21 protein-coding genes and 5 pseudogenes are annotated in these 26,441 nt (G+C 34.2%); 18 read left to right on the top strand and 8 right to left on the bottom strand.

Going from position 1 to position 26,441, the window contains the following annotated elements; all coding sequences use genetic code 11:
- Window positions 1-72: 72 nt before the first annotated feature.
- The 3 genes and pseudogenes from SJY24_RS31260 to mgtA form a co-directional block, all read left to right on the top strand.
- Window positions 73-756: pseudogene (locus SJY24_RS31260) on the top strand (FtsW/RodA/SpoVE family cell cycle protein); the annotation flags it as partial.
- A 33-nt stretch (window positions 757-789) separates the two neighbouring features.
- Window positions 790-1,329 carry an undecaprenyl-diphosphatase gene (locus SJY24_RS31255; protein WP_016126998.1) on the top strand — a complete coding sequence of 180 codons (540 nt, stop codon included), beginning with the start codon at window positions 790-792 and terminating at the stop codon, window positions 1,327-1,329.
- Between the two features lie 228 nt (window positions 1,330-1,557).
- Window positions 1,558-4,251, top strand: coding sequence for a magnesium-translocating P-type ATPase (mgtA, locus tag SJY24_RS31250; RefSeq protein WP_377867486.1), 2,694 nt, complete (start codon window positions 1,558-1,560; stop codon window positions 4,249-4,251).
- 296 nt (window positions 4,252-4,547) lie between these two features.
- On the opposite strand, the gene SJY24_RS31245 is transcribed toward mgtA, so the two are convergent.
- The 3 genes from SJY24_RS31245 to SJY24_RS31235 are packed head-to-tail and all read right to left on the bottom strand — an operon-like array spanning window position 4,548 to window position 8,270.
- Window positions 4,548-5,675 carry a Ger(x)C family spore germination protein gene (locus tag SJY24_RS31245; protein WP_377867485.1) on the bottom strand — a complete coding sequence of 376 codons (1,128 nt, stop codon included), beginning with the start codon at window positions 5,673-5,675 and terminating at the stop codon, window positions 4,548-4,550.
- Window positions 5,672-6,775: a GerAB/ArcD/ProY family transporter gene (locus SJY24_RS31240; RefSeq protein WP_377867484.1), complete on the bottom strand. Its 1,104-nt coding sequence runs from the start codon at window positions 6,773-6,775 to the stop codon at window positions 5,672-5,674. The genes SJY24_RS31245 and SJY24_RS31240 overlap by 4 nt, the downstream gene beginning before the upstream one ends.
- Entirely contained in the window at window positions 6,762-8,270 is a 1,509-nt protein-coding gene (locus SJY24_RS31235; RefSeq protein WP_377867483.1) for a spore germination protein, read from the bottom strand. Before SJY24_RS31235 ends, SJY24_RS31240 begins: the two co-directional genes overlap by 14 nt.
- 267 nt (window positions 8,271-8,537) lie before the next feature.
- On the opposite strand from SJY24_RS31235, the pseudogene SJY24_RS31230 reads away from it, so the two are divergent.
- Together SJY24_RS31230 and SJY24_RS31225 are read left to right on the top strand one after the other, a co-directional pair.
- Window positions 8,538-9,013 (top strand): annotated as a pseudogene (locus SJY24_RS31230) (PTS transporter subunit EIIC); the annotation flags it as partial.
- A 78-nt stretch (window positions 9,014-9,091) separates the two neighbouring features.
- Window positions 9,092-9,752 (top strand): annotated as a pseudogene (locus SJY24_RS31225) (alpha/beta hydrolase); the annotation flags it as partial.
- Window positions 9,753-10,176: 424 nt separating this feature from the next.
- Here SJY24_RS31225 and SJY24_RS31220 read toward each other — a convergent pair.
- Entirely contained in the window at window positions 10,177-11,583 is a 1,407-nt protein-coding gene (locus SJY24_RS31220) for an alpha/beta hydrolase family protein (RefSeq protein WP_377867482.1), read from the bottom strand.
- Window positions 11,584-12,005: 422 nt separating this feature from the next.
- On the opposite strand from SJY24_RS31220, the pseudogene SJY24_RS31215 reads away from it, so the two are divergent.
- From SJY24_RS31215 to SJY24_RS31205, 3 genes and pseudogenes are all read left to right on the top strand, one after another.
- Window positions 12,006-12,092, top strand: a pseudogene (locus SJY24_RS31215) (winged helix-turn-helix transcriptional regulator); the annotation flags it as partial.
- Window positions 12,093-12,367: 275 nt separating this feature from the next.
- Window positions 12,368-12,892 (top strand): GNAT family N-acetyltransferase, encoded by a 525-nt coding sequence (locus SJY24_RS31210; RefSeq protein ID WP_377867481.1) that lies wholly within the window; start codon window positions 12,368-12,370, stop codon window positions 12,890-12,892.
- A 343-nt stretch (window positions 12,893-13,235) separates the two neighbouring features.
- The gene (locus tag SJY24_RS31205) at window positions 13,236-13,868 is read left to right on the top strand and encodes a hypothetical protein (protein ID WP_377867480.1); all 633 of its coding nucleotides are present in this window, start codon (window positions 13,236-13,238) and stop codon (window positions 13,866-13,868) included.
- Window positions 13,869-14,503: 635 nt separating this feature from the next.
- Here SJY24_RS31205 and SJY24_RS31200 read toward each other — a convergent pair.
- The 3 genes from SJY24_RS31200 to SJY24_RS31190 all read right to left on the bottom strand — a co-directional run bounded on the left by SJY24_RS31200 (window position 14,504) and on the right by SJY24_RS31190 (window position 17,017).
- Entirely contained in the window at window positions 14,504-14,968 is a 465-nt protein-coding gene (locus tag SJY24_RS31200; protein WP_377867652.1) for a SunI/YnzG family protein, read from the bottom strand.
- A 95-nt stretch (window positions 14,969-15,063) separates the two neighbouring features.
- Window positions 15,064-15,792 (bottom strand): site-2 protease family protein, encoded by a 729-nt coding sequence (locus SJY24_RS31195; RefSeq protein ID WP_377867479.1) that lies wholly within the window; start codon window positions 15,790-15,792, stop codon window positions 15,064-15,066.
- Between the two features lie 796 nt (window positions 15,793-16,588).
- Window positions 16,589-17,017 (bottom strand): hypothetical protein, encoded by a 429-nt coding sequence (locus SJY24_RS31190; RefSeq protein ID WP_377867478.1) that lies wholly within the window; start codon window positions 17,015-17,017, stop codon window positions 16,589-16,591.
- Between the two features lie 500 nt (window positions 17,018-17,517).
- Between SJY24_RS31190 and SJY24_RS31185 the strand changes: the two genes are divergently transcribed.
- From SJY24_RS31185 to SJY24_RS31160, 6 genes and pseudogenes are all read left to right on the top strand, one after another.
- Window positions 17,518-17,697 (top strand): hypothetical protein, encoded by a 180-nt coding sequence (locus SJY24_RS31185; RefSeq protein WP_377867477.1) that lies wholly within the window; start codon window positions 17,518-17,520, stop codon window positions 17,695-17,697.
- A gap of 108 nt (window positions 17,698-17,805) precedes the next feature.
- Window positions 17,806-17,994, top strand: a complete 189-nt coding sequence (locus SJY24_RS31180) for a hypothetical protein (RefSeq protein ID WP_377867476.1) — start codon at window positions 17,806-17,808, stop codon at window positions 17,992-17,994.
- Window positions 17,995-18,243: 249 nt separating this feature from the next.
- Entirely contained in the window at window positions 18,244-18,420 is a 177-nt protein-coding gene (locus SJY24_RS31175) for a hypothetical protein (protein WP_377867475.1), read from the top strand.
- A pseudogene (locus SJY24_RS32100) lies at window positions 18,421-18,993 on the top strand (helix-turn-helix domain-containing protein).
- A complete protein-coding gene (locus SJY24_RS31165; protein ID WP_377867640.1) occupies window positions 18,977-19,732 on the top strand; it encodes an ATP-binding protein in 756 nt (251 codons plus the stop codon). Before SJY24_RS32100 ends, SJY24_RS31165 begins: the two are co-directional and overlap by 17 nt.
- A gap of 972 nt (window positions 19,733-20,704) precedes the next feature.
- On the top strand, window positions 20,705-20,965 hold the full coding sequence (locus tag SJY24_RS31160) for a hypothetical protein (protein ID WP_377867473.1): 261 nt from the start codon (window positions 20,705-20,707) through the stop codon (window positions 20,963-20,965).
- 701 nt (window positions 20,966-21,666) lie between these two features.
- Here SJY24_RS31160 and SJY24_RS31155 read toward each other — a convergent pair.
- Entirely contained in the window at window positions 21,667-22,266 is a 600-nt protein-coding gene (locus SJY24_RS31155; RefSeq protein WP_000010617.1) for an undecaprenyl-diphosphatase, read from the bottom strand.
- A gap of 161 nt (window positions 22,267-22,427) precedes the next feature.
- On the opposite strand from SJY24_RS31155, the gene SJY24_RS31150 reads away from it, so the two are divergent.
- The 4 genes from SJY24_RS31150 (at window position 22,428) to SJY24_RS31135 (ending at window position 25,758) form a co-directional block, all read left to right on the top strand.
- Window positions 22,428-22,712, top strand: a complete 285-nt coding sequence (locus SJY24_RS31150; RefSeq protein WP_377867472.1) for a hypothetical protein — start codon at window positions 22,428-22,430, stop codon at window positions 22,710-22,712.
- A 1,020-nt stretch (window positions 22,713-23,732) separates the two neighbouring features.
- A complete protein-coding gene (locus tag SJY24_RS31145) occupies window positions 23,733-24,344 on the top strand; it encodes a DUF6944 family repetitive protein (RefSeq protein WP_377867471.1) in 612 nt (203 codons plus the stop codon).
- A 753-nt stretch (window positions 24,345-25,097) separates the two neighbouring features.
- Window positions 25,098-25,250: a hypothetical protein gene (locus tag SJY24_RS31140; protein ID WP_377867470.1), complete on the top strand. Its 153-nt coding sequence runs from the start codon at window positions 25,098-25,100 to the stop codon at window positions 25,248-25,250.
- 139 nt (window positions 25,251-25,389) lie between these two features.
- Complete coding sequence (locus SJY24_RS31135; protein ID WP_377867469.1) at window positions 25,390-25,758, top strand: ArpU family phage packaging/lysis transcriptional regulator; 369 nt, start codon at window positions 25,390-25,392, stop codon at window positions 25,756-25,758.
- Window positions 25,759-26,441 lie beyond the last annotated feature (683 nt).

Genomic DNA, 26,441 nt, shown 5'->3' with positions numbered 1-26,441 from the left:
TCAAATTCTTAATGTATAGAACGTATATTCGGTTTTTATTTGCACATCGCATTTGACTTTCCCGTTCGGAAAATCTGTAAAGTTATTTTGTTTTTAATGTTTACGTTCTTTTTGATATACAAACAACCCAATCTAGGTTCTGCATTATTAATTTCAGAAATAGGGGCAAGTATGTTTATATGTTCTCGAATAAACATTTCTATTTTAATGAAATGGATAACTGTTACTTCAATTGTTAGGATACCGACTTTATACTTTATTTTTAGGTTTGGTTTATCTGATGTTCAAATGGCACGTATTACAACGGTGTTCAATCCATTTCTTGATGCAAAAGGGGATGGTTACCAACTTGTAAATTCATTTATTGCCATAGGATCTGGTGGAGTTAGTGGACGTGAGTATGGAAATAGTATTCAACAGGAAGGTTTTTTACCTGAGCCTCATACTGATTTTATTATGTCAATTGTATCTGAGGAGCTTGGAATTATAGGGGTACTAATCATATTAACTGGTTTATTAACTATAGTACTTCGCTCTTTTAAGATTGCTTAAGAGTGTAAAAGTCAATTTGGAAGTCTAATATCAATTGGAATCGGGAGTATGATAGGTCTTCAATCTATTGTTAATTTAGGAGGTGTCACGAGAATGTTCCCTCTTACAGGCACCCCCCTTCCATTTATTGGTTTTGGTGGAAGTTCTTTAATGGCTAATTTGATAGCAATGGGACTGTTGATAAATATCTCAATTTTCAATAAAAAAACAGATAATATATTTGCTTATGGAGGAGAAATGTTAAATTTAATAAACAATCTAGATTATAATGGATTTCGGTATATAAATGAGCATGTGAAAGGAAATGTATACATCGATTATTTAATGATCTTTTTTGCTGAATATGCTCAGTATATGTTCATACTATTATTTATGATTCTTTGGTTAAACAAAAAATATAAAAATAGAACCTGTGTAATTCAAGCTATTATAGCATGCTGTTTTGCTTTTGTGTTGAATAGGATTATTGGATTGTTTTTTTATAGAGAACGACCATTTGTTTCTCAGTTGAATATAAAACAACTTGTTGAGCATACCGCTAATGCCTCTTTTCCTAGTGATCATGCTACAAGTGCCTTCGCAATAGCTATAACTTTATGCTTATATGAAAAACGTTTAGGGAAAGCATTTTTATTGTTAGCTTTTTTAATTGCTTTTTCAAGGGTCTGGGTAGGAGTACATTATCCGCTGGATGTATTAATAGGAGCTGTTTTAGGATTTTTATGGGCCTTCATAATCCATTATATAGTTAAAACTAACTTCAAAAATAATAAATAAAGCGTCTACACTATTATACTTGCGACAGACCACATTATATTCAAAATTTTTGCTACTAATAAGAGGAAACTTATAAATAAAAATTACTTTTTACGGTGAGAATAATACTATTTAAGTGCAATTGCACTTCTAATTTTGATTAAAAATTCAGAGTGATTATAAAAATGTAGCTTGAAACTTATATTTTGAAAAAACAGTGGGATTTTATTTAATGGATAGGAGGTTAAGTTGTTGCGATCTAATAAAAAAAAATCTTTTTATAATCAGGAAGTACTAGGAAAAAATTATAAAATGCTAAGTGAAATTGCAAAAAGTGATGTTGAGTCGACGTTTGCTTTTTTTAAAACATCGTCTCATGGACTTTCTCAGGAAGAAGCTACTAAGCGGCTTGAAGTATATGGGAAAAATAAAGTGATTTATCAAAAAAGAATAAAATGGTATATAACATTATTTAATTCTTTTAGAAGTCCGTTTATTTCTCTTCTAATAGTATTAGGGATGTTATCTTTTCTTACTAATGATATAAAGGGTACTATTATTGTAGGAATTATGGTGGCTGTAAGTGTGTTAATTCGGTTCATACAAGAAATTCGTTCTCAGAAGTCTATAGAAAAATTAAAAAATCTTGTATATGAAAAGGTAACTGTTCTCAGGGGGGGAGATGTTTTATATAAGGAAAATAAGAGGGCGGTATTAGAAGAAAGTGGAAAGGTACAAGTTGCTCTTGAGAATCTTGTACCAGGGGATATTATAGAATTATCTGCCGGGAATATTGTACCTGCAGATGTACGAATCATCTCATCGGAAAATTTACTTGTAAATCAATCATCACTAACAGGGGAAGCATTACCCATTGTTAAAACAAATCAGTATTTCCATATGTACAAAAAACGTAAAATTAGAAAAATCCAAAATTTGATCGAATTGGAAAATCTCTGTTTTATGGGAACTCATATTATAAGTGGTACCGCAAAAGCAATAGTTGTGGGTACTGGAACAGATACTTACTTTGGTTCAATAGCAAAGAATCAATTTAAACTGAACAAGATATCTGATTCTAGATTCGATAAAGGGGTAAGCAAAGTTAGCTGGCTATTAATTAAATTTATGATTATCATGACACCTATTGTTATGATGATACATGGAGTTATAAATGGGAATTGGTATGAGGCATTTTTATTCGCTTTAGCTGTAGCGATTGGACTTACTCCAGAGATGCTTCCAATGATTGTAACCGCTAATTTGGCTAAAGGTTCTATTAATATGAGTAAAAAGAAGGTACTTGTAAAACAACTATCTTCTATCCATAATCTCGGAGCTATGGATATTCTCTGTACCGACAAGACAGGCACATTGACAGAAGATAAAATGGACCTGGTACGATATACAGATACAAATGGAGAAAAGTCGGATAAGGTTTTGAAATTAGCGTATTTAAATAGTTACTTTCATACAGCATATAAAAATGAAATTGATCTATCGGTTATGCGTTATGTAAGAGATAGTAGTGAATATGATATATCTCAATACTCAAAAATAGATGAATGCTCATTTGATTTTAATCGAAGACGAGTTTCAGTTGTTGTAGAAACCAATGCTAACGAACGAATAATGCTATGTAAAGGTGCTGTTAGAGAAGTTATATCAATTTGTAGTTATATAAAAGAAAATAATAAGATAATTCCTATTACAGATGAAATTCAACGTAAAAATAAACACTTAATTGAACTCTGGCAGGAACGTGGGATGCGAGTTGTTGCAGTTGCATATAAGCAGTTAAAGAGTGATAAAGTGGGGAGTTACTCTATTGATGATGAATCAGATATGATACTTGTTGGATATGTTGGTTTTTCAAATCCACCCAAACAATCGGCTATTGCTGCACTTCATACTCTACAAAAAAAAGGGGTACAAGTGAAAATTTTAACTGGTGATAATGAGTCCGTGACAAGAAATGTATGTAGGAAAATGGGCTTGTATATAGGAGAACCAGTACTGGGTTATGAAATAGATAGTCTTCCTGATAAAGCATTAGTAAAACTTGCAAGTAAAACAAGTGTGTTCGCAAAATTAAATCCTAGTCAAAAATTTCGTATTATTAAGGCACTTCAAATGAATGGCCATACAGTTGGATTTATGGGGGATGGAATTAACGATGTGTTTGCTTTAAAACAGTCTGACGTTGGTGTATCTATCCATACAGCAGATGATATCGTTAAAGAGTGTTCAGATATTATACTTATAGAAAAGAATTTAGATGTATTAGAAGATGCTATTGTGGAAGGACGGACAACGTTTGGAAATATACTGAAGTATATTAAGATGACAGCAAGTTCAAATTTTGGAAATGTATTAAGTTTATTAATTGCTAGCGCATTTCTTCCTTTTCTTCCAATGTTACCAATTCAAATATTATGTCAAAACTTACTATATAATCTATCCCAACTTTCAATTCCATGGGATAAAGTAGACAATGAGTTTTTAGTGAAACCAAGAAGTTGGGATACAAAAGATTTATTTCGTTTTATCATTTTTATTGGGCCGGTAAGTAGTGTATTTGATATAATCATTTTTATTGTAATGTGGAATATATTTGGTGCAAATATTCTTGAAATGCAATCCTTATTCCAAACGGGTTGGTTCGTAGTAGGGTTATTAACACAATTATTAATTGTGCATATGATTCGTACTCAACATATTCCTTTTCTACAAAGTACGGCTGCTAGACCTGTTTTGATACTTACAGGTTTAGTTATGATTATAGGGATTTCCCTTCCATTTACCAGGTTAAGTACCCAAATTGGCTTAACTCCACTTCCGTTGTATTATTTCCCGTGGTTATTTGGAATTTTAACAATATATGCTCTAGTTACTGAAATTATAAAGAGAATATACATCAGGAAGTTTAATCGATGGCTTTAAAACTAAAACATTTTGTTGAAGTTCATTGTACGTTGAAAAGGCGGAGTCTCTTTGGAGACTTCGCCTTTTCGGTATAACATGAATTACAGGAATTACTAGTAGCCTCATAATATTTCCTCATATATTCATGCCTCTGTTTATCTCTAGAAAAACTTTGCACCAGAACCATATATATCCTAGAAACACATGTTTCCCTACAGAAAAGGTGAATTCATCTTCCACTTAACTTATTGGTGCTATGTACCTTCACACAAATTGAGGGGGAAGTTTTCTTGGCTAAAAATAATCTAGATAGTTTAATTTCTAATTGTTCCTGTATCTTTTATTTTAACGTGTGTATTCACACGTATTTTAGCTTTTGAAAAAGCGCGCAACCAATCTTCTTTTACCTTTTTCCATTCTTTATATTGAAAAGCTCTAGCATGTAATGATAAACCAATTGGATCAATTTTATTTCTCTGCATATCCTGTAACATGCCTTGTAATTTTTTATTGAACTCTTCCTGGATTTCATATTCCAATTTACCTATTTTCTTATTACCATGTAAAGGAGTTTTAGTTAAGTGTCCGTTGGTTTTTTCAATTAAGGATACATTCATACTTACATCTATATTAAAAATAAATTTACCTTTTTGGAAATCAACACTAATTTTTCTCTTTGCATTTTGTACGAAAACAGACGTATTTGGCTTTTTATCAGATTTTTTTGGAGAAAGAACAAGGTGTAGTATCATCCGACCTGTATTTTTTGACTTATTAATAAGGTTGAAAAACTTCACATCGGTTTTAGGAATCTTCGTTAAGTACTTTCCTTGATGATTTAAAAATGCAATTCCTACCGTATCAATTTCATTATTTGTTTTCTTGATAATGGGAACAGTTTGCGTCATTCCCTGTTCATTTTTTTCTCTCATTAATTGTTGAATCGTGGAAGAGACGGATTGATTATTTTGAATAGACGATTCGATTACACCATTTATATAAGATGGTAGAGATGGTTTACTAGGCTTATGAACTTTAAAAATTTCATCTGCAGGTCCATCTACAAGTACTACTTTAGCATTAATGGTAGCGTAAGGATCACGGTAAGAAGAATCAAGCTCCTGCAACCAATTTGATTCTTGCGCTAATTTTTTTCCAATTAAAATGATTTCAGCTTTGGAGGCTGTCATATAGCCCGTTAACTTCGTATCTATCTTACTGAATCCATTATATACAGTTGATGCCTGCGTCCAATGCTCTATAGTACTTTGTTGCTGTTTTTGATGAAAGAGTGGTATGCTTGTGCCTACTTTTATGTTTCCATTAGAAGTTCTATCTAAGCCGATTAAAAGGATTAAAGAAACTTTTTCAAGAGGAATTCTGTGACTACAACCAATTAAACATACACAACAGATTACAATGCATATCCATTTTCGAATCAAAGCTGTTTCCTCCTAGTAATCCAAGTAAAAACAATGCTGTAAGCGAAAAAGAAGATTGGTAATAGAATTAAGAAAGTGATATTTAAGATATCCATAAGAGAATATATAAATAAATATTGATCCACATCGGGATTTAGAAAAACGAATAAGCCGACTATTAATACCATAAAACCAACCAGCACCCAATTGCGAACGGTTTTTTGAAATAAAATGGTCACAGATTCGAAACTGAAAAATAAATACGGATATATTGTAGTGGAAAATACAATCAAATAGTAAGCGATATATAAAATTTCTAATCGTTCTATGAAAGAAAAACGAACTCCTTTTAACAGATGAAATACTGGCCAAATTACGTCTTTTATCCCCTCCGGACTAAAGTATATATAAGAAAGAATAGTCACATATAGATAGAAAAACATGGTTCCGGTATTCGCTATTAGTATTCCTTTTATGGCTTTTTGTTTTTTTTGTAAGAACGGATAAATAAAATATGCAATTTCTAAGCCTGCATAAGGAGTAATGGTTTCTTTTGTTGCCTTTACAATAGGGTATAGGCCATCTTTAAAAATTGGTAGTAGGTGTAAAGGATTGTAGTTACTCTTTAGTGAAAAAAGAAGAAATAGTGGCATCCAAGTAGTGAAGAAGAAAACAAGCATAGAATAACTAGTAAGAGCCCTTAACCCACTCAGGGCTAAAATAATAAAAGGCAATAGTAATAATATGGCGATTTGATAAGCGGGAGTGGAAGGGAATATCCACACTTTTACAATATCAGTTGCCTTTAATAATGTATTAAAACCAGCAAAAAATAGATAAAAGGCATATAAAAGAAGAAAAATTGTTCCTAGCCATTTACCAAAGTATGCATTTAAGATCTGAGAGAAATTTTTATTAGGATTTTTTTGTAACATTAATATAATAATTACGCCAATTATAGAAGTAATTATCCATCCCAGAATGATAGAAATCCAGCCGTCTGTGCCAGCGGTAGTGGCAAGAGGGCTTGGCATAATTAACATACCTGATGCAAGTTGCAGTGAATGAATGAAAACAATAAATTCAAATAAAGTTATGTTTTGGAATTTAAGATTCCCCATGCGAACCACCTTCTTTTTTCTTTTTTTGTTTCGGCTGTCCGGTACTCGAGCGGGTGGTGATCATAGAAATAGGAAATCTTACAAATGAATCTTTTAACTCTTGGAGACGAAATGGTGCAATTGGCAATCCGTATGGTGAGCCATAGGAAGTTAGTGAAACAAAATGAGCAAATAAGAGCATTAATCCACTAACAATACCTACAATTCCAAAAAAGTAGGCAAATAACATCATTGGAAAACGAATAAGCCGAATACAACTTGATAAATCATAATTAGAAACAACAAATGATGCAATGGCTGTAATAGATACGATAATAACCATAACGTTACTCACAAGACCAGCTTGAACAGCCGCCTGCCCAATTACAATTCCTCCAACAATTCCAATGGTTTGTCCAATTGGTTGTGGTAAGCGAATACCAGCTTCACGTAGCATTTCTAGTGTGATTTCCATTATAAAAGCTTCCAGTAAAGGAGAAAAAGGAACTTTGACTCTTGACGTTGCAATAGAAGTGTATAAATCTATAGGAATGATTTCAAAGTGAAAAGTGACTATAGCAATATAAAATGCGGGTAAAAAAATTGCTATAATAAATCCTGCAAATCGTAATAAGCGAAAAAATGATGCAATGAGCCAATGTACATTATAATCATCGGGAGTCTGAAAAAATCCAATTAAATTCATTGGAACGATCATTGCACCAGGAGATCTATCAATTAACACTGCTACTTTACCATCAAGAATATGATTAGAAATAGCATCTGGGCGTTCACTTAAATAAGCCTGTGGAAAGGGAGTCCAATTTTGATCTTTTGTAAAGTTGGACAATTCTCCTACGCTCAATACAGTATCAGTTTTAATTTTACAGATTCTTGTCTCCACTTCCTGTACCACATCTTCGTTAGCTACATCGCCTAAGTAAAGTAAATATACAAAAGTAGTGGCCCGTTCTCCGATTGTCAATTTTTTGATTTTTAACTCAGTAGAAGGAATATATCTACGAATGAGACCTATGTTTTTAGTGGCATTCTCAATAAACCCATCATGAGAACCTTTAATGGTAACTTCTGAAATAGGTTCCTGAATCGATCTTTCTGCCCATCCCTTTGTATTTATGAGAAGGGCTTTCTTTTCTCCTTCCATAAACAGTACACATTGTCCCTCGAGCAGCCCTTTTTTAATTTCATTCCATGTATATACTGTTTTTGTATAAGTAGCAATAATATTAGAATTAAATACTTTGCTGTCTTCATTTACTTCTTGTAATAATGGTGTAACGACATTTCCTTTTAATGCAACCCCATCTGTCAGACCTTCAAAATAATATAGTAAAACATTCGTTTTTGTTTTTAATTGTAATGGATGTTCAACTAAATCGGCACAAATATCAAAGATCTGTTCTAATGTATTCTTAAGTTCTTGTAAATTATTTGTTTGGATAGTTTCAACAATGGTATTTTCCATGGTTTCTAAGGTCTTTTCATTTAAAGACATGAATTACACCTCTTTACGTATAGCAGTCGTGTTTTTATTATTTTTATATAATCAAATTTTATTCATTTGGATAGCAACACATCGCTATCAACTTGAAATTTTGTGGCACCCCCAGAACGAAATTTTAAAGCCTTCTTGAAACAAAGAATTTCATTTTATCATTATTTTTGTGGTGACCTGTTTGCTGGGTTTGATGGCCCCGTATATAAAAGTTTAAAGAACATTAATTTTACATATTACAAAATCGTACAAATATATTAGCATATAGAACAATTCGATATTGTTGTAGCACAAGAGAAAGAGAAGTATGTTGGCTCAGCAGTACCTTCCGCTGAAGATTTACAAGTAAAAGGTGTAGAAATGAAGGCTGAACAAAAGAAAGAAATAATACACTTTTTAAAACATTTTTAAGAAAAATCGGGAATATATTCAGCCCTTTAATTCCAGCTTTTGTTGGAACTGGTTTAATCGCGGGTATTGCATCAATTTTGTCAAACAATATTACTGCAGGAAACTTAGACAGTGCTACATGGCAGCAGTATGTAACTATTTTTAATGTTATTAAAAATGAGATATTTAGTTATTTGGTTATTTATGTAGGGATTAATGCTGCAAAAGAATTTGGAGCAACACCATCTCTTAGTTGATTCATTGGTGGTGTAACCCTTTTAACAGGAGTAACAGCTAATCTACCAATAAACAATATATTCAACGGTGAACCATTATCACCAGGTCAAGGAGGGGGAAACAAATTTAATTTATATTCTAATCTAGGTCTAAATTAAGAAAGTAACCAAATAAGAAATGGAGAAGATTTTATTATGAAAATAAAAAAACAAAAACCTAGAGGAGCATGGAAAAAAAGCCTTATATCTTTCCTCATAGTTTTTGGATTAGTTCTTGTGGGATTTAGTTATTGGAATCTTTTACCATCTCCGAAAGCTTTTTTGATTAAAAAAGCGTTCGAAGGGGGACGTTCATTCCGTCACTGGGTTAAGAAAAAGCCCTACAAGAAACAAAAATCGTTAAGGATATAAGTTATAAATCTAAGTTTCCAGATGGCACATTAGACATCGTTTACCCGAAAGATTATACAGAAAAAACTCCTGTTATTTTTTTGTACATGGAGGTGGATTTGTAGGTGGTGATAAATCAGGTATCACTGGGTATACAGTAGAGTTAGCTGCCTATGGTTATACAGTGGTGAATATAAACTATGCTCTTGTTCCTAAACGGGAATATCCTACACCAGTACTCCGACTAGGTGTGTTGCTATTTTGTGGTCCATATATTATGCCAGCTTTAGCTAAGATGGAAACAACTAAAGAAGTACAAGATTTTATGCGTATCTCTGGTTGGGCTTACTTAGGGAAGAAAGACTTTGAAAAATTACTAATATGTTTTATACATCTAATCCTATTTAATAGGGTGGTTTTGAAAGATGGAACTCCCGCATTCGAAAATGATGTAAATAAGTTGTCCAAATGGGCAGCTTAGTGTTTGTTTTTTGGTTACTTCAATATCTAAGCTAAATGTCTATGTAGCAGAACTAAAAAAAGACGCCATAAGGCGCCCCTGACTTGGGTTAATGAGGTTTTAGTTTTCCAATCTAAAGAAATATTGTATCAGCTCACAAAGAGAGTATATCATAACATCCAAGAGAAAAAATATATATTCTTACATATCGAAATAAATCTTGTATTCTTGCATTGACGGACCAGAAATAGCAAGATGTGAAGCAAATAAGCACTGTAAAAATATCAAGTCTAGGATGTACTTACTTGCAAACAAACTCAAAAAATAATACATACATTACTATAGAAGCGATTAATTTCTGATATTACATGTTTTAATATCAAAAAAGCCATCACGCAATGATGATTGCATGATAGCTTTTGTTGTTTTCTCATTTCATTGTCTCATTGACCCATGTAGCGATGTCCTTGATGACATACGCAGGAACATTGGAAGGGACTTCGTATTCACTAGGGTGACTTAATTCCCCGTCGCCCTCCGTGAAGAAGTGATTCAATTTCGGATATTCTTTGAAATGAACATTACTGCGGCTTGAAAGCCCTTCTTGCCATTTCGTAAACTCGTCTTTTACTGTTACTTGATAATCACGTGCACCTTGCAGAATCAGTAATGGCTCTTTTCGTGATTTCGCTTCCTCAACTGGCCGCCAACGAGTCACATCATACATGAAATGTGGAGAAAGATAATTATAACCAGCTGGTGGGTGATCCGGATCAAAAGTAGGGTCCTCAATGTAAGCGAATTGTTTTTTTATTTCATCAATATATTCCTTAGGTGCTCCGAGGTACTGATACTGATCAAGGAGCATGTCAGTAAACGGACGTGCAGGTGGTGCCATTAAAATACTTCCTCTTACAAGTGATGAAGGTGCTTTGCTTAGTATGCGCGGCATGGTGCCGGCACCTTGGCTATGGCCAAGAATGAAAATGTTATCTGGGTCAATGCCTTCCTGCTGCGCTGCTGATTTTGCTGCATATATGGCATCATCTGTAGTATCTCGGTCTAACGTTACAGGTTCTGCACTAATTTTAAAACCGTGTTCTAAGGAACGTTTCTCGTAACGTAACACTGCGATACCGCTTGATGAAAGACCAGCTGCAAGGTCTCTAAAGATTTTAGCTCCCATAAATGTACTGTCACGATCTTGCGGACCAGACCCGTGAACAAGAACAACAACAGGTACTTTTTCGCCAGGTTTATGTTTTGGAACCGTTAATGTGGCTGGTAACGGGTATGTAGCATTTCTAATGACGATTTCTCGTTCTTGGTAGGAATCAGGTTGGTCATAGCTAGGATGCGGGATGGTATAAGATTTCTCTGGCACCGTCCTTACGCCAACCTCATCAACTTTGCCGCCAGGCGTGAATTTAAGGAGTAGTGGAATAGTAGTTCCTTCGATATCTCCTGGAATTTCAACCGTTTGATGGACCAAGTTTCGTTCTTTTATAACAGGTGCTCCCATGCTTGTAATTCTGCTCCCGCCACTTTGTGTCCACCAGCTTTGTAATATGTTTGCCGTAAACTTGGATTGAAAAGCTGCAGACGTCAACTGAAGTGCCTCTGCATATTTGCCTTGCTGGAGATATTCAAAAAATAAAGACGTACGCTCCGTTAAAGAGACTGGTTTCTTTTCTGCAGTTTGTGTCACTTGTGTATCCGCATGAATCGTTGTTGTAAGCGGAAAAGAAGAAACACCTAAAGAAAAGAGTAGGGTAAAAGAAAGTGCTGATTTTTGTAACTTCTTTTTTTCATCTTTTTCATCCTGTTTAACCTCCAAAATGAAATGGTATGAAATAGGAATGGTAATTAGTGGGGTATTTCCCTATTGGGGTTCCGGTACATGTATGGGGGAATCCTGCATATATATCATAAAAAGTCCGTTTGAAAGAGTAGAGGAGCTAAGCAATGGATTAATACATCAACCTTTGCTAAATCACAGAAATCAATAGTATTTCCAACAATGATTCCAATCTCATTATGATGTAAGGGAAGAAAAACAAGAAGAGAGGGAGGTATACGATGAAGAAATTTTTATGGTTCATTTCTATATTGTGCATGATTTTAGGATTGGTAACAGGGTGTAGTAGCAAAGATGACACTGGAATTTCCGTTACAAGAAATGTAGCGGAGAAAGACCAGCAGAAAGGCAGCGAAATAAAACAAAATAAGAGAGAAGAGGATAGTTATGAGGCAGTGTCCGTACCTGTAAAATTAGAAGAAATGCAAGTTTGGGGTAAAGATTTACTAAATAAAAAAATAGAGATGCATGAAAGACAAGAGGACTAATAAAGTATTACTAACTTCTTATTACCAATAGTTAGAGGGCATTGAGTCCAAATTAAATAACATTATTGTTGATTTTTGAGTACAAGCACATTGATACAATAGTAATTTAAGAGCTGCGATTGTAGTTCTTTTTCTTATGTAGTTAACGATGCAGTTAGTGGAAGAAGGATTTTAATTTACTATGATGAAATATGTAATCTAGGTGAAATCTTAGAAGGAGGTTTAAATACTATAAAAATTGTTTTGTAGAACGAATGTAAGGGAGGAAAACTAATTTGGAAATCAAAACAGAAAGATTAATAATTAGACCTTTTAAGCGTACTGATTTACAGGATGTATTTGCTATTTATAATAATGATGATACATGTAAGTACCTATTACATAATAAGTGGACTCTTGAAGATATGCAGAAAAGATTCAATAAGAAGCTAGCAAACAATGTACTCACTAAAGAATCACTATTAAGTTTGGCAGTCATATACAAGACTAATGTAGTGGGGGATCTATCTGTATGGTACACAGATATGAAAGACACTGTTGAGATTGGTTATAGTTTTTCAAATGAAGTAGCTGGGAGAGGTTTGGCAACTGAAGCAGTAAGTAGTTTGGTATTTAAATTATTTGATGAATTTAATGTACATCGTATACAAGCTAATCTTGATGCACGTAATACAGCTTCACAAAAATTGTGTGAACGAATAGGCATGAGAAAAGAAGCCCATTTTATACAAGATTTTTGGAGTAAAAATGAATGGACAGATAGTCTTGTATATGGAATGTTATCCTCTGATTTGAAGTAATAGACATAGTGATTTTATTATGCTAACGGGTGCGTTAGTTGAATAACAAAGGGTATAACATATTATCAAAGACTAATATATTATACCCTTTAATTCATTAACCTTTTTAAAATTAGGTCTTGATAATTTCAAATGTAGAAAAGCTCCCGTATTTTTTATTAAAACAAATTAAAATTACACAAATAAAAGCCCGTGAGCTCAAATTTTTATATTTTAGGATAATGATATGCAAGATTGCATGTGTAAAATGGTTGCAATCTTGCACGTTCTGTAACTATAATGGTTACAGGTTGGTGGTTACCAATCAAACAAATACAATCATCATGAATGGAGATGTTATCGAATGGGTATGAAAAAATTAATCTTAGCAGGTGCTTTAGGGTTCGCAGCATTATCAGGAACAAATCTACCAGGATTAGAAGCAACAAAAGCGAGTGCAGCTTCTATTGAAACGAATTTCTCGACGTTAGAAGGACGCGTAGTAGAAGTGGATCATGGTGTGATTGTTGTGAAATCTAAACAATACGAAGAACCTGTTAGTGTGTATGTAGAAAATATTTCAAATGTGGAAGTAGGAGACGAAGTAAAAGCGACTGGATCCATAATGCGTAACTTTACGGAGTATATGGTTGCAACAGAAGTTGAGAATACTACAAACAAATTAGGTATGCATTTGAAAGAAAATGGCTCACCTGATTATGTGATTGGTGAAGTATCAGAAGTAGGTACGATGGAAGACAGGGCTACTAAATATGTCGTAGTTGAGTATCCAACACAAAATGGGGAGAAAGACGTTATTGACGTGTTCTTAACAAAGGGACAAGTATTTAAAACAGGGGAGAAAGTGAAAATTGATATGAAGTATGTAGGCTGGGGTGGCATTTCTATTAATTACAACACAGTTGATCACATCGAAAAAGTGCGTGAGGTAAACAATAGCGCTCAAAATAATGATGATGTGTGGATTTGGTCTTAATTTGATTATTGACACTCCCACGGCTAAAGCCACAAGCTGACTAACGTCAGTGGGATTCTTGCTACCCAAGGCGAAGTCTATTTCTAGTATCGCTGACGTGCAAGATTGCGGTGTGCCATCACCACTCCGTATCCAGTGCATATAGCAGATACGGCACTCGTTCTATTACCAAACGAGTCAGATTGTGAGTTCTCAAATGTGTTTTAGCGTCTGGTGCTTGACGACTCAATACATTTTACGGAGTAGAAGAATTTGTTACTCCAACCTCATATGTATTCTGTTTTCAGAGAACAAGATTGTTTTAGAGACCTTTACTTATCTATTATGAAAATTATACCATTTCAAATTCTTGATGTACAGAACGTACCTTCGGTGTTTTGTTTGTACATCGCATTTGACCTCATTCTCATCCCACCTCTAAAGTGGGTGCCATCGCACCGTAGTGGGCTTTCCCGTTCGGAAAATCTGTAATATTAGAACCAAAACAGTAAGACGTACTTATGTTGTAAAAGCTATACTGAAGTGAGTATGGATTATAAAATTTATTTCGATTAAACAAAGGAGAGGAGTCTATTCTATGACTTCTCTCCTTTGCTTTATTCGAACTTTGTTTGAGTCTATTTATATGACCATATTTAAGCAAGAATAGCTTTTAAAACTGACGCTTTGTTTGTAGTAAATAATACATAATTTTGTTTTACAGTTCTAATTAATATACGATCAGTTGTCCCATATGCTGTTCCGATACGGATTGCACTTGGTTCTTCAACATCCACATAGGTAGCATCATAGAATGCTACACTTCTTATCTTGTTATACAAATCAAGTCGGCGGTTTATTTCTTCACTTGATATTTCTTCCAATAATCTTTTATAAGAACTACCACAATGCTTACTAATGACATTAAAAATGTTTTCTCTTTTTATATTGATATTTTTAGCTAAAGCGAAAATGGCTGTGATTAATTTTGAAACACTAGCTAATGGAAACCAGTCATTTTCATTTATTACTATTTGCTCTTTTGTTTTGGTATCTAGTAAATAAAACCCTAATTTAACATTTGACGGCACTAACTGTGTGATCTCACTCTTTAAAATCATTACTCTCTCCTATTCCAACTCCTATTTTTTACTCATTGCTTAGATTCAATATATTTTTTAGTTCACATAAAATCCGTTAGCGGAAGTTGACTACCTTATAAAACTCTCCATCTTTTTACAATGTAGAATACAAGGAATGTCCCTATAATAAAAATAGGAAATGTTTCTTTGATACGCTGAACAAGTACTATTAAAATAGGCATAGAGATACATAAAAATATGATTAGGTATCCTATTGAAATCCATCTCGTTTGATTGATACGCACATTTGGGTATACCTTTTCTATAATTTCTAATAGGAGTGAGCCTCCATCCAATGGAGGAATGGGTATAGCATTTATAATTCCAAGAAAGAAACTAATTTCTGCTAAGCATGCCAAACCACTTAGAAAATTATTTGAATAAATCAGGGTTGGAAATGATTCTATCCCATGATATACATATTGTAATGGGTGTGAATAAAAAGGATTTAACATTTTTTCCAAATCTATAAATATGTTTGAGAGGTTGCCTTGCATAGCATGGATGATAAACATACACAACAGAGGCAATACCAATATACTCATAATAAGTCCAGATGCGGTCAAGATAACTCTGCTTGTTGTTGAATATTCATAAAAATCCTCACCATGTTTTTCTGGTATTACATATCCGCCTAATATAATCCAGGAAACTTTATAAGTCACGTTCTTTTGAGTGAATTTAAATATGGTAGGACCAAATCCTATCCCAACTTCTTTTATTCGTATCCCCACAAGTTTTGCTCCAATTACATGACCTAATTCATGTACAATTGTGGCAATCAATAGAATTACAATTTTCAAATTACTGTCACATCCCTTTTCATAGCAACCCCTTCCTAAACGGAAAGGGGAAAATCCTTACATTGCTCTTTTAACCTCAGAATCCTTTCTATGCCTAGCCTGCATACTCTGCAAATTTCTTATCTAAGAAATGGGCAACCACAAAGATAATGGGAATAAACAGCAATTTGAGCAGAGAAATGTGTGCCATACCTGCTTTTGGATATAAACATCAAGGAAGATTGCTATCAGCACTAGAGTAAACGTCCATTCCTTCAGGGATATTCTTCTTATAGAGCCCTTCTTCATACATACACCTCCCTTTTCTTAATTGTATCATTTAGATAATACACTTATAAGAAAAGTTTTCTTGTATATCCTATACATGTGAAGTTAACATAGCGTCTCATTATCAGTAGCAAGAAAAAAGCGAATCCCTATTCTCAAAAGAAATCCACTTTTTCTTTTTCTATCACTCTATTCATTTTTTATACACTCCTATCCTGGCATGGTTTTTAGGTTACTGGATTAGCAGAAAAACTGTATAAAATTTTGCATACTCTTAGCCTGGTTTTTTTCCGAAATGCTGGCGGTACCCTATTTAGAAGACTAGTATATGCTGCTAGTCCTTTTTTATTAATTTATAAATTGAAGTCATAAAGAAAAGACACCATAAGGTGCTTTGAACCATCCTATTGTAATAAATATTGAATTATATTCATTTTGAACACTGTCATAGTAAGGGTTTTTAGACCTTAGCATCCAATGTTATTTTCGATATGGTGAATTTCTTTCTGTGTACATGTACACACACATATTATTCTATATGAGCAAATTGAACTTTATTTGGATCTAACTTTGCATTTATAACTTTGACCTTTACAGAATAGGTAGCCACTTCTAGAGAATTTATAGGGGCTGAAAATGGTTGAAAAGCTGAATGCTTATGATTAGGGATAGTGGCACTTGTTACATATGATAGGTCATCTCTTAAATTATAAAACTCAAATACTACACGGCTTGGTTCTTGTTCATTAGCCGAACTTACATCAGCAATCCCAATAAAAGTATTAAAATAAGGGTAGTATCTTATGGCATCCCCATCATAAAGCCAAAATTCACTTTCATCTACGGATGATTTTTCATTATTAATTTGAGCGGAAACTGTATTCTGATCAGGACTGTAAAATGTACCAAAGATTAGAAACCCCATACTCATTACCGGAATAAGAATTCTTTTCTTCAATTTTACGACTCCTTTGATTACAGTTTTTAACAACTTAATATTACTGTTTCTCCTTTAAAATGTAAATATGGAAAATATTTTTATCGGATAAGTAAAAATGATATGTATAAAAACAAAAAGCACCAGAAAATAACCTGCCTATTTGGGCTTACCATACCATTTTGGTGAGAGATTGCGTCCCTTACCTCTTTTGTGTAAAGTCATAAAGAAAAGACACCCTAAGGTGCCTTTCTCCGACTTGAACCATCTTAATTTTAATAATATGTATTGGGCTCCCATCCAAATATTATTTTACCATGCTAAGTTATCTCGGCTGTACCCCTTACTGATTCGTTGCACAAAGCCAACATCTCTAGCAAAATCTCGTAAGAAGTTTGGAGTTAAGAAGTTTTAAATTTCTTGGGCAAATAGTTGTAATACAGCGTTTTAGAAACACATGATGGGGATTTCATTTTATCTGATGAACGTAATCCGAAACTAGGGTAAAGGGGAATAAACAAATGAAGAAGGATGAATTAAATTTAGAAAGTTTTGGTCAACAACTTATAATTACTGGTCTTGCAAGATTAGTTGAGGAAGAAGATTATACGCCACATGAAGCCTTTCAATTGTTAGAAATGATTAAAAGGAACACATTCCATACACTTTTGGAGCTCAAAAAAGAGTCAAAAGCTAAATAAGACAAGCTCTCACTTGTCGGAATATTGAGTAATCTAACGGTATCCCCCACCTAGAAAATGGGCTCCTGGATATTCCGATGCGTACAGCATCAAGAAAGGGGAATGAGAATGTCACCGTGTTTCGAACCAACATATTGCAATGACTTAGAAGGAAACAAATACTTATGCAGATTTGAACATTATGAAGTGGAAAGCCGTTTTGAAGGTGAACCGCCTGAATGGAAGGCTGACATCGTTGAGGTAATGCCAATCATCCCTATCTATAAATGCTGGGGAAAAGGAATCAAAACAAAATAAAAAGCCCGTACAGAAGCACAGGCTGGTTGATACACATATCGGTAATTAAATATTAACATAATCATTCATTAATTGATATTGAGAAAATAAAAAACCACCCTACCCCTAAGATGGTTTGGAGAAACCATAAAACATAACGTACCTATATTATACCAAATGATTTCTCCGAAAGTAAATAAGGACGAATATAGAGACGAAAAAAACGGTGTAGTCTTGAAACTTAATAAATCAAGCTAAGGAGTGAAACCTATGTTAGATAAAAATCAATCGAAAGTCGGCCTTCCGACGTGGGTGTGGAAGGGTGCGCGAAACGAAAAAGAAGTAAAAACAAAGGCGATTGAGTACATTACTCCCGATCGCTATCCGGGATACAGAGTAATCAAGATTCATGGCGACATAGCGGTATGCGAAAGGGAAGTGAACTAAATGGATTTTATTGATAACAGACGCGGATTTTTCATGATAGAGAATGATGCAATTGATAACAGTGACTTAGATGTATATGAATTTAAGGCTTATGCGGTAATTGTGAGACATGCAAATAGAAACACGCAATCAGCGTTTCCATCACTAACAACATTAACTGAAAAGGTTGGTTGTGGAAGGAAGAAAATTGTTCAATGCATCAAGTCATTAGAAGAAAAAGGATACATTCAGAAAGTTAACAGGAAAGACGAACAAGGAAATAACTTATCAAATATCTATTACGTACTACCCTCCCCTAGTGTCTCACGGAAGCCAGTAGTATCCCAGAGAAACTAGGGGTAGTGTCTGAGGGAAATACTAACAATTCTAATCTTAACAATACTAATTTAACAAAAAATAGTAGTAGTAAGAATCCCTTCTCATTCTAAGAAAGTAACATCGGAATATTAAATCCATTCATGGCAGATAGCATAGAACAGTGGATTAAAGATACAAGCGAAGAACAATGCAGAGAGCGGCAGCAGCAATACCAACCGATATAGCCAAAAAGGTGAATATGACTATGGATTCTGATGTGTGTGATACACATGGCATGAATAAGATGAAGTTCCGTGGACAAGTTGTATGCCCTCGATGCTTCCTTGAAAACGAAAGTAAGAAGCTTCAACAACAAGAACAAGAGAAATACGATGCGGATAAAGCGAACGAGAAGAAGTTCTTATTCCACCAGCAAAGTATGATTGCCGATAGCAATATTAAAAAAGCTAACTTTGATAATTTCCAACCTACTAGCGAGGAAGGAGCAAAGAACCTTGAACTTGCAAAGGTCATTGCAACAGATTATCTCAATGAAAAGGTGTTTAACACGATTGTGGCCGGGAATTGTGGAGCAGGTAAAACACATCTTGCTTACGCTATCGCAGATCAACTTGCAGGAGCAGGGAAGTCGGTTGTCTTCGTTACAGTCGGTGAATTACTACGGAAGATTAAAAGTACGTTCAATAAAGATTTCTCCTTAACTGAGGATTCAATCATTCGGATCTTAGTAAGAGCAGAAGTATTAATAGTCGATGATTTAGGAGCAGAATTAGGTGCATTAGATGCCAATACAAAAGCAACAAACTTCATTAATAGGGTGCTGTTCGATGTTTTTGATGGTAGGCAAAAATCTACTATCTTCACAACAAACCTTACAGGAGAGCGTTTAGAAGGTGCATACGACGAGCGAATTGTATCGCGTATCTTCAATAAGTTTAGGGCGCTGGTTTTCAAAGATACAAAGGATTACAGAAGAAAAACATTGCCATTTTAAAAGGGGGAATTAAGATATGTGCATGTAACGGAACAGAAGTAATTAGAAACGATATTGGAATGGGGATAATCATATGAATAAAAACTCAACTCTCAAAAGGGTGAGAGTTGAGTCTGTGGATGAAATTACTGAGTTCTTGGGATGGTGAACACCAGCACATAAATAATAGCATGAGTATTCAGAAAAAACATTGAGTAAATGTTTCCGATTCTTCAAATTATAGTTAATTGGTTTTTATTAAACAAAAGCGTTATTTGAACGTAAAAAACCCTAGAGGGGACTAGGGTCTTTTACATAATAAATCTTTCTGTTTTTAAAAGGACTTACTGAAGATAACACATGAATGTTTCATAAATGTATCAAAAAATGAACGAAATTTTTATTTCATAACAAGCGAAAAAGAGCACACATATAAGTATGCTCTTAGACAAGAAAGGTAGATTTCTATGAGTGGAGAGTCTCCATACAATAACATATGCTTGTCCAGTTAAAAGGTAAAAAATTTTTAACAAAATCGTTATTTAATAACAAGAAGCCCTAGAGTTAGGGCTTCTTGTTTTGGTATTCTCACATGGTTTTTCAAAAAGAATAGAACATATTGAAGATAACATTTGAATGTTTCATAAATGTATCGAAAAAGTGAACAAAATTGCTATTGCTGAAGAAGCAGAAATGAAGTTTTTAATAGTTAAGTGCATGAAAGGTATTATTTCCAGTGGATAAAATGCGCGTGGGGCACCTAATCATTATTTTATCGGAGGAAAAGAATATGTTATGAACTTGGTTGAATGAAAAAATGAAAATTTTACTTTAAGCGAAGTTAATGAAATATATTTTTGGGGTTATATCAATGATTGTTATCTCGATGGACACTGTAACTTTATAAAAGTCCTAGAAGAAAAACACAACTATGAGGAATAGTAAGCTATAAAAATGAATAAAATCGTTATTTGAGAGAAAGGGAGAATGGGGATGCCAGGATTAACGCCTTTTATGTATAAACCGCATTATGCTGAGACAGCCAAACCGTATCTAGTTTATTCAGTTGGTAATGATAAACCAGAAACAACAAGAGGTTATGTTATGCAAGGATATTGGGAATGTACTCACTGCGGAGAAGGGAATCAGTTCCGATTTTATGACGATGATCATCATCATCCAGATTTTTTAGCTACGTGTCCTGGATGTAAGAAAGATTTTATTGCAGTAGATGATACGGATTATGATGAGTAATTTATAACAAAAACGCTATTTTAGTAGAAAAGATTTAAAAGGACCCACATTGAGGGGGTGGGTCCTTTTAATAAAACTAAGCATATAGAGATTAACTATATATTACCAAAAATGGATTGTATTATCTATGTGTTAGTTGTTGAGAAAGATTTTAATAAAAACTACATTCAGCACAATAAAGTAGCCAGCTTAATTAGCTAACCACTTGTTGTACAAAAGAAACTAGGCCCTACAAGTAATGTTTCATGAACTGTAACTTAAAGTTACAGTTTTAGTATAAATGGGCTTGGAAATATTATGTGGAATGAAGGAAACTTAATAAAAATTTCATTTTGTAGAAATAAAAAATCACTGCACACAGGGCATCTAAAAAGATACCTTAGCAATAACGACGACCAGGGGGAAGTGTTAGCTAAGGTATCTGGATAGTTCTTTGCATACTAAATATGCAATCAAGAGTATTGTTGAATGTATTGGGGTATTCAACAAGTTCAGAATAACACGAAATTTCCGCTAATTCACCCGGTAAATTTGTCCAAAAAAGGTGCTTCTATAAAAGTTTTTCACCTAAGAAATGGATTCATAGATCTTAACAAAAGAGTTATTTTAAAATTAAAGAGCGCCCAAGGGAGTGCTATTCGAACAAAACAATATTAAAAAATACTCGATAATATATGAAATCTTTTAAGCTTTGTGATTAATTAAAAGTTTTTCGAATTGCTTTTGGATGGTAGTACATGCTGTTCTATTTTTTCGTAAAGATTAAGTAATTGTTTGATGAATGTAATTTTCGGTGTTAACCAATACGAAAACAGTGCTGAAATAATTCCTATTAGAGCTCCAGTCATGACATCGAAAGGATAGTGAACTCCTACCCAAATACGAGAAATAGCTACGCAGAATGCAAGTACAAGCCATAACCATCTAGCCTTTTTACGAACAAGCCAGAATGAAAAACAAATTGAAAAAAATAGAATCGTATGGTCGCTAGGAAATGAATTATCTACTGCATGATCGACAAGTTTATTAACATTAGGTAATACTGCAAATGGTTGATAATTCAAATGCAAATTCCCTGCTAATTTTCCAATTATTTCAGCAGTTACGAAAGCAACTATTGCTTGAATAATCATCATTTTGTTTTTTCTAGATTGAGTAAACCAATAAGCCATAATAATTAAACCTAAAACATACACCATATATTCCGCTAAAAATACCATAGTGGAGTTTAGAGATGAATATTGCTTCCCTAAATCATTGATAGCTCGAAAAGCATCAATATTTAATTGAGAAAAAGACATTTTTAAATCGCTCCTTATTTTTTGTGTATAAGGAAAATTATAGTGAAGAGTTTATAGTGAAAAAATTGATTTGAGTGACACTAGTCTTACAAAACTGTAAGGATTAGCTCATTAAAGATTTTTAATAAAATAGTTATCTTGTAGAAAAGAAGTGCTAGATAATGCAGGAATATTATTTTCAAACGATTGAACGTGAAGAACGATTCTTTATTTACAAAAATCGTGATGAGTACAAAGAGCATCGTAAAGCAATGGAAGCGGACGGATTTGAAATTAAGCGGAATATGAGAATTGAAGAAAAAGTAAATGACTTACAAGAGTTACATGATAAATACGGAGATATAGAGGTACATGAACGTGAGGACCTTATGGGAGTTAAAGGGATGTACTTTTATCGTATCGGCTATTATAGAGACAAATTAATTAAAATAATGGAAACCTTATAAAATCCTTATTTTAAATGAAGAAGCCCTAGAGTTGGGGCTTTAGGGCTTCTTGTGTTGGTATATCTCACACGATTTTATAAAAAGAATAGAACGTACTGAGGATAACATGTGAATGTTTCATAAATGTATCGAAAAAGTGAAAAAAGTCGTAATTTGAATAGAAAAATAGCTCTTACAATTATGTAAGAGCCCCATAAACAGAGAAAAAGTCGCGTGTGAAACCATATGGAAATCACAATAACATTTTAACACCGAAATATATAGTTGTCTATATATCTCGGTGTAGTAAAACTAAACAAAAACGCTATCTGAATAGAAAAGGAGAATGTGAAATGAAAGAGATTTGGAATGAGCAAGAGCGTTTAGAAATTAAAGCGGAGCAAGAAATGATTGCACAAGCAGAACGAGAAAATTGGATGGAAGCAAATAATATTAGCTATGAGTATTAATGTTCGGAATTTGATTTAGGTTTGGAGCTGCAGTTTAAGGGCAATGTTCGGTTTTTAATAAAAATTTCATTTTGTATAAATAAGGAAACTAAAAAAGAGCGCCACGCATCAGTGCTCTTTAAGATAGGAGTTAACTCTCTGAATGGAACGGATAGATTAGATGTATATGGTGAAAAAAGGAGATAAGAACAAAATTTTATTATCGATTTAATACAAAAGAGCAACTAACAAAAGCTAATTGCTCTCCAGAAAAACGTTAAGAAGGAAGTTCAGAATTCAAGTGTATTTATAGTATGGACAAGGTTTATGGATTTATTCAAGGGGGAGAGGGATATGTGTACTTATTGGGAAAGGGCAGTTAAAGAGTTCTTTGAAAAACAAAAGCGGGAAAGTAATAAAAGAGCAGTTAGCAAAAACTAACCACTCGAAACAGGGATGGACCTCTAGATGTAGCTATAGTATGAACGGAATATTGAGTTTTATTCAGATGTTGAGAGAAGTAGGGTATTAACCTGGATATGCGCAATTTCATATCCTATAAGTAATAAATTAATGACGGAGTAGATTAAGAATGGATGATCCGATTAAGGAGATAGTTGGTGCTTGGTTTGTTGCAGTAGGGACAATTATTGCTGCGATTGGGAGTACCCCTTTAAAAAGCTTGAACAGCGAAATAAGAAAAGACTTGAGCATATGGGGCAATGTGTTACAGGCGACAGGGAATGGTCTGGAAGCTGATGGACAACAAGAAGTATCCCTTGAATTTATTGGTCACGGAATCCAATCAATCGGTAATATAACGGTTCTAACAGGACTCACTATAGACTTTGAAGATGAAACGCAAAAAAAATTAGTGATTGCAGGGAACTGGGTACAGGCATTAGGTGGTGTTACCGCAATAGGTGAGGAAATAGAGGATAGTTCAAATATAGATGAATCGTATAACATTGTTGGGAATTTGTTACAAGCGACAGGTAATTCATTGCAGGCAATAGGCGGGGTAGATGAATTGAAAGCTAGTCGGGATAAAATGGAGGGGATTTTTGAGGGGAATGAGGAGGATGGACAGCTAATAGTAATTACGGGGAGCTGGGTCCAAGCAGTTGGCTCAGTAGTTTCATTAATCGGTCAAATAAAAGAAGAAGGCCAAGAGATAGAAGAAAAAAATTTACAAGGAACTTAACAAAATAATCCTTTGTGCGACACGTTTCCTCATAAGTGTTCAAACACGAAATAGGAGGGCTATCAATTTGATAACAACAACTGTTTGACTGAAAGTAGGAATGAAACCCGTCAGTTTGAGCTGAAACTACTTATCTAATACTCCTACATGCAAGGCGTGATAGTAGTCACAAATTGTATGAAGCTAGGTGAAGTCGGCTGAACAAAACCTAAGTGAGAAATCATATGGTAATGGATAGGTCGGGATGCTACAAAATATCTATGGTGAGAATGTCTAAAATAACGGACTGGCGAACTTGCGAATGTACGGGTCTAAATTATTAATACAATAGAAATTTGTATGTCGTCAATGATGACGTTATCTACCGAAAAGTAAGAGTAAAGGATACGAAATTCGGAACATCTAACGATGAGGGTGTAAAGATAACAGGCTTAAAGCAAGCACCTAAGGATATATGTATAGCTAAGTCAATCGGAACGTGGTAAGCAAGAAACTGTCACCAACGCCTACTAGCGGACAGATGCATATAAGGTTTTAACGAACCGAAATTGCTTCATTCTTGTGAAGGTAGGGACAAAGTACCGACGAAGCATGTAGCGAATGTGGAGGGATAGTCCCTAGTCTTGTTCTTTGAAAACTAAATTAACTAGATGTAACTCACAGGATCGAGTAAGATGATGGATGGAGAATTCACGATGAAGCGAAACGTATAGCAGCGTTTTATAAGAAGACAACAGCTTAATGGGGGTAGAGATGGATAAAGAACGAGTTATTAAGTTACTAGAAGAACTTGAGTTTTCACAAGGTTTCATTGGTCATGATTGTCCGTATTGTTATTATGATGAAGAAAGTGGTCATAGTGATGATTGTGAATTGAAACAAGTACTAGATCCATTGAAGAAATGAATGGATAACGGAACAATGACTAACAGTGTGGTGGGGGCTGTATTGTAGTCATCGTTCCCTTATTCAACAATGAGATGGTAAAATTTCACGTACCTGATGTGAATATAAAAACCAAAATACGAAATAGGGGGATTCCTTCATGGAACAATTAACATTATTACCAGCAATCGATGACAAGAAAGTGCAAAAGGAAGTAGTCAGCATCTTAAAGCAATACCGTGCATTAAAGATGCGATTCAATAATGAAGTGGAACAAGAAGGGATCAGTCTGTTTCCAGAGATACGAAATTCAAGAAGGGTAAGCGAATTAAAGGTGAAACAAATAGAGAAGACTTTGGAACATATCTTAGATGAGGATGAAAGAAACATCATTACTATGAAATTCTTAGATAATAAACCAGTTAAGGATTCATTCGTACAAAACGAATTGATGATGAAAAACTCCTACTTTTATGAGAAGAAGAAGAGTGCGATTAAACTGATCGCTACTACATTAGGTATCAGTTAAAAATAGCAGAGAAAATGCAGAGAAACAGCATATTTTTTAGGGAGTTTTTGCAAATGAAATCAACGGTAAGCTATTCCTATAAACAGTTCTTTGAAAAGAGAATACGTTTTGGGGATAGCGTTCCCATTATAATAACGTACTCGGTGACGCGGAGGCTAGAGGGGATAAGAGCTTCCCGAAATTATTTATATTTTACTTCTCATTGAGTGTATAAACGTACCGCCTTTCGTTTGTGGACTCATAGGTAGTAAAAACACACCTGTCATGTGTATTCTTGTTTTCTATGTTAAAACTGGATCGTTTTACAAATGAGGATGTTGGTCTGTTCGATTGAATGGATTGCGTCTCCTAGCAAGAAGAAATAACTCAATTAAATTAATAATTGCTCACGACAGTAACTAATATAAGTCAGGTTGTTCTTCTTAACTAATTAAACGAGCAGAGTGCTTCCGCTCTTTGTTTGAGCCAGTACAGCGGAATATTCCCCTCCGTCCCTCTAGTGTATTGGTTCAAACAAGGGGTCGAAAGAAACATACACGTCTTGCATATTAAGACTGATTCCCTTTATATGATCACGTTGAACTGATTATCTAATGTTTTTCACGGGACGAAAGACATATCAACTCTACGGAGTATAAACGAGAAGATTCTTAGTCTTCTCCAGGTCACCGAACGCAGGGCGT

Origin of the sequence: Bacillus sp. R86525 (assembly GCF_042466195.1) — a bacterium.
In the GTDB taxonomy this organism is placed as follows: Bacteria; Bacillota; Bacilli; order Bacillales; family Bacillaceae_G; genus Bacillus_A; species Bacillus_A nitratireducens.
The sequence above is the reverse complement of the archived record's forward strand: the minus strand, read 5'-3'. Positions and strand labels throughout refer to the sequence as shown.

Bases quoted from the DNA above. Each gene is read 5' to 3' on its own strand.
- SJY24_RS31255 (WP_016126998.1), top strand. From the start codon at position 790: ATGTTAAATTTAATAAACAATCTAGATTATAATGGATTTCGGTATATA.
- SJY24_RS31240 (WP_377867484.1), bottom strand. From the start codon at position 6,775: ATGGGGAATCTTAAATTCCAAAACATAACTTTATTTGAATTTATTGTT.
- SJY24_RS31235 (WP_377867483.1), bottom strand. From the start codon at position 8,270: ATGTCTTTAAATGAAAAGACCTTAGAAACCATGGAAAATACCATTGTT.
- SJY24_RS31205 (WP_377867480.1), top strand. From the start codon at position 13,236: ATGGGTATGAAAAAATTAATCTTAGCAGGTGCTTTAGGGTTCGCAGCA.
- SJY24_RS31200 (WP_377867652.1), bottom strand. From the start codon at position 14,968: ATGATTTTAAAGAGTGAGATCACACAGTTAGTGCCGTCAAATGTTAAA.
- SJY24_RS31185 (WP_377867477.1), top strand. From the start codon at position 17,518: ATGAAGAAGGATGAATTAAATTTAGAAAGTTTTGGTCAACAACTTATA.
- SJY24_RS31180 (WP_377867476.1), top strand. From the start codon at position 17,806: ATGTCACCGTGTTTCGAACCAACATATTGCAATGACTTAGAAGGAAAC.
- SJY24_RS31175 (WP_377867475.1), top strand. From the start codon at position 18,244: ATGTTAGATAAAAATCAATCGAAAGTCGGCCTTCCGACGTGGGTGTGG.
- SJY24_RS31165 (WP_377867640.1), top strand. From the start codon at position 18,977: ATGACTATGGATTCTGATGTGTGTGATACACATGGCATGAATAAGATG.
- SJY24_RS31160 (WP_377867473.1), top strand. From the start codon at position 20,705: ATGCCAGGATTAACGCCTTTTATGTATAAACCGCATTATGCTGAGACA.
- SJY24_RS31155 (WP_000010617.1), bottom strand. From the start codon at position 22,266: ATGTCTTTTTCTCAATTAAATATTGATGCTTTTCGAGCTATCAATGAT.
- SJY24_RS31150 (WP_377867472.1), top strand. From the start codon at position 22,428: ATGCAGGAATATTATTTTCAAACGATTGAACGTGAAGAACGATTCTTT.
- SJY24_RS31145 (WP_377867471.1), top strand. From the start codon at position 23,733: ATGGATGATCCGATTAAGGAGATAGTTGGTGCTTGGTTTGTTGCAGTA.
- SJY24_RS31140 (WP_377867470.1), top strand. From the start codon at position 25,098: ATGGATAAAGAACGAGTTATTAAGTTACTAGAAGAACTTGAGTTTTCA.
- SJY24_RS31135 (WP_377867469.1), top strand. From the start codon at position 25,390: ATGGAACAATTAACATTATTACCAGCAATCGATGACAAGAAAGTGCAA.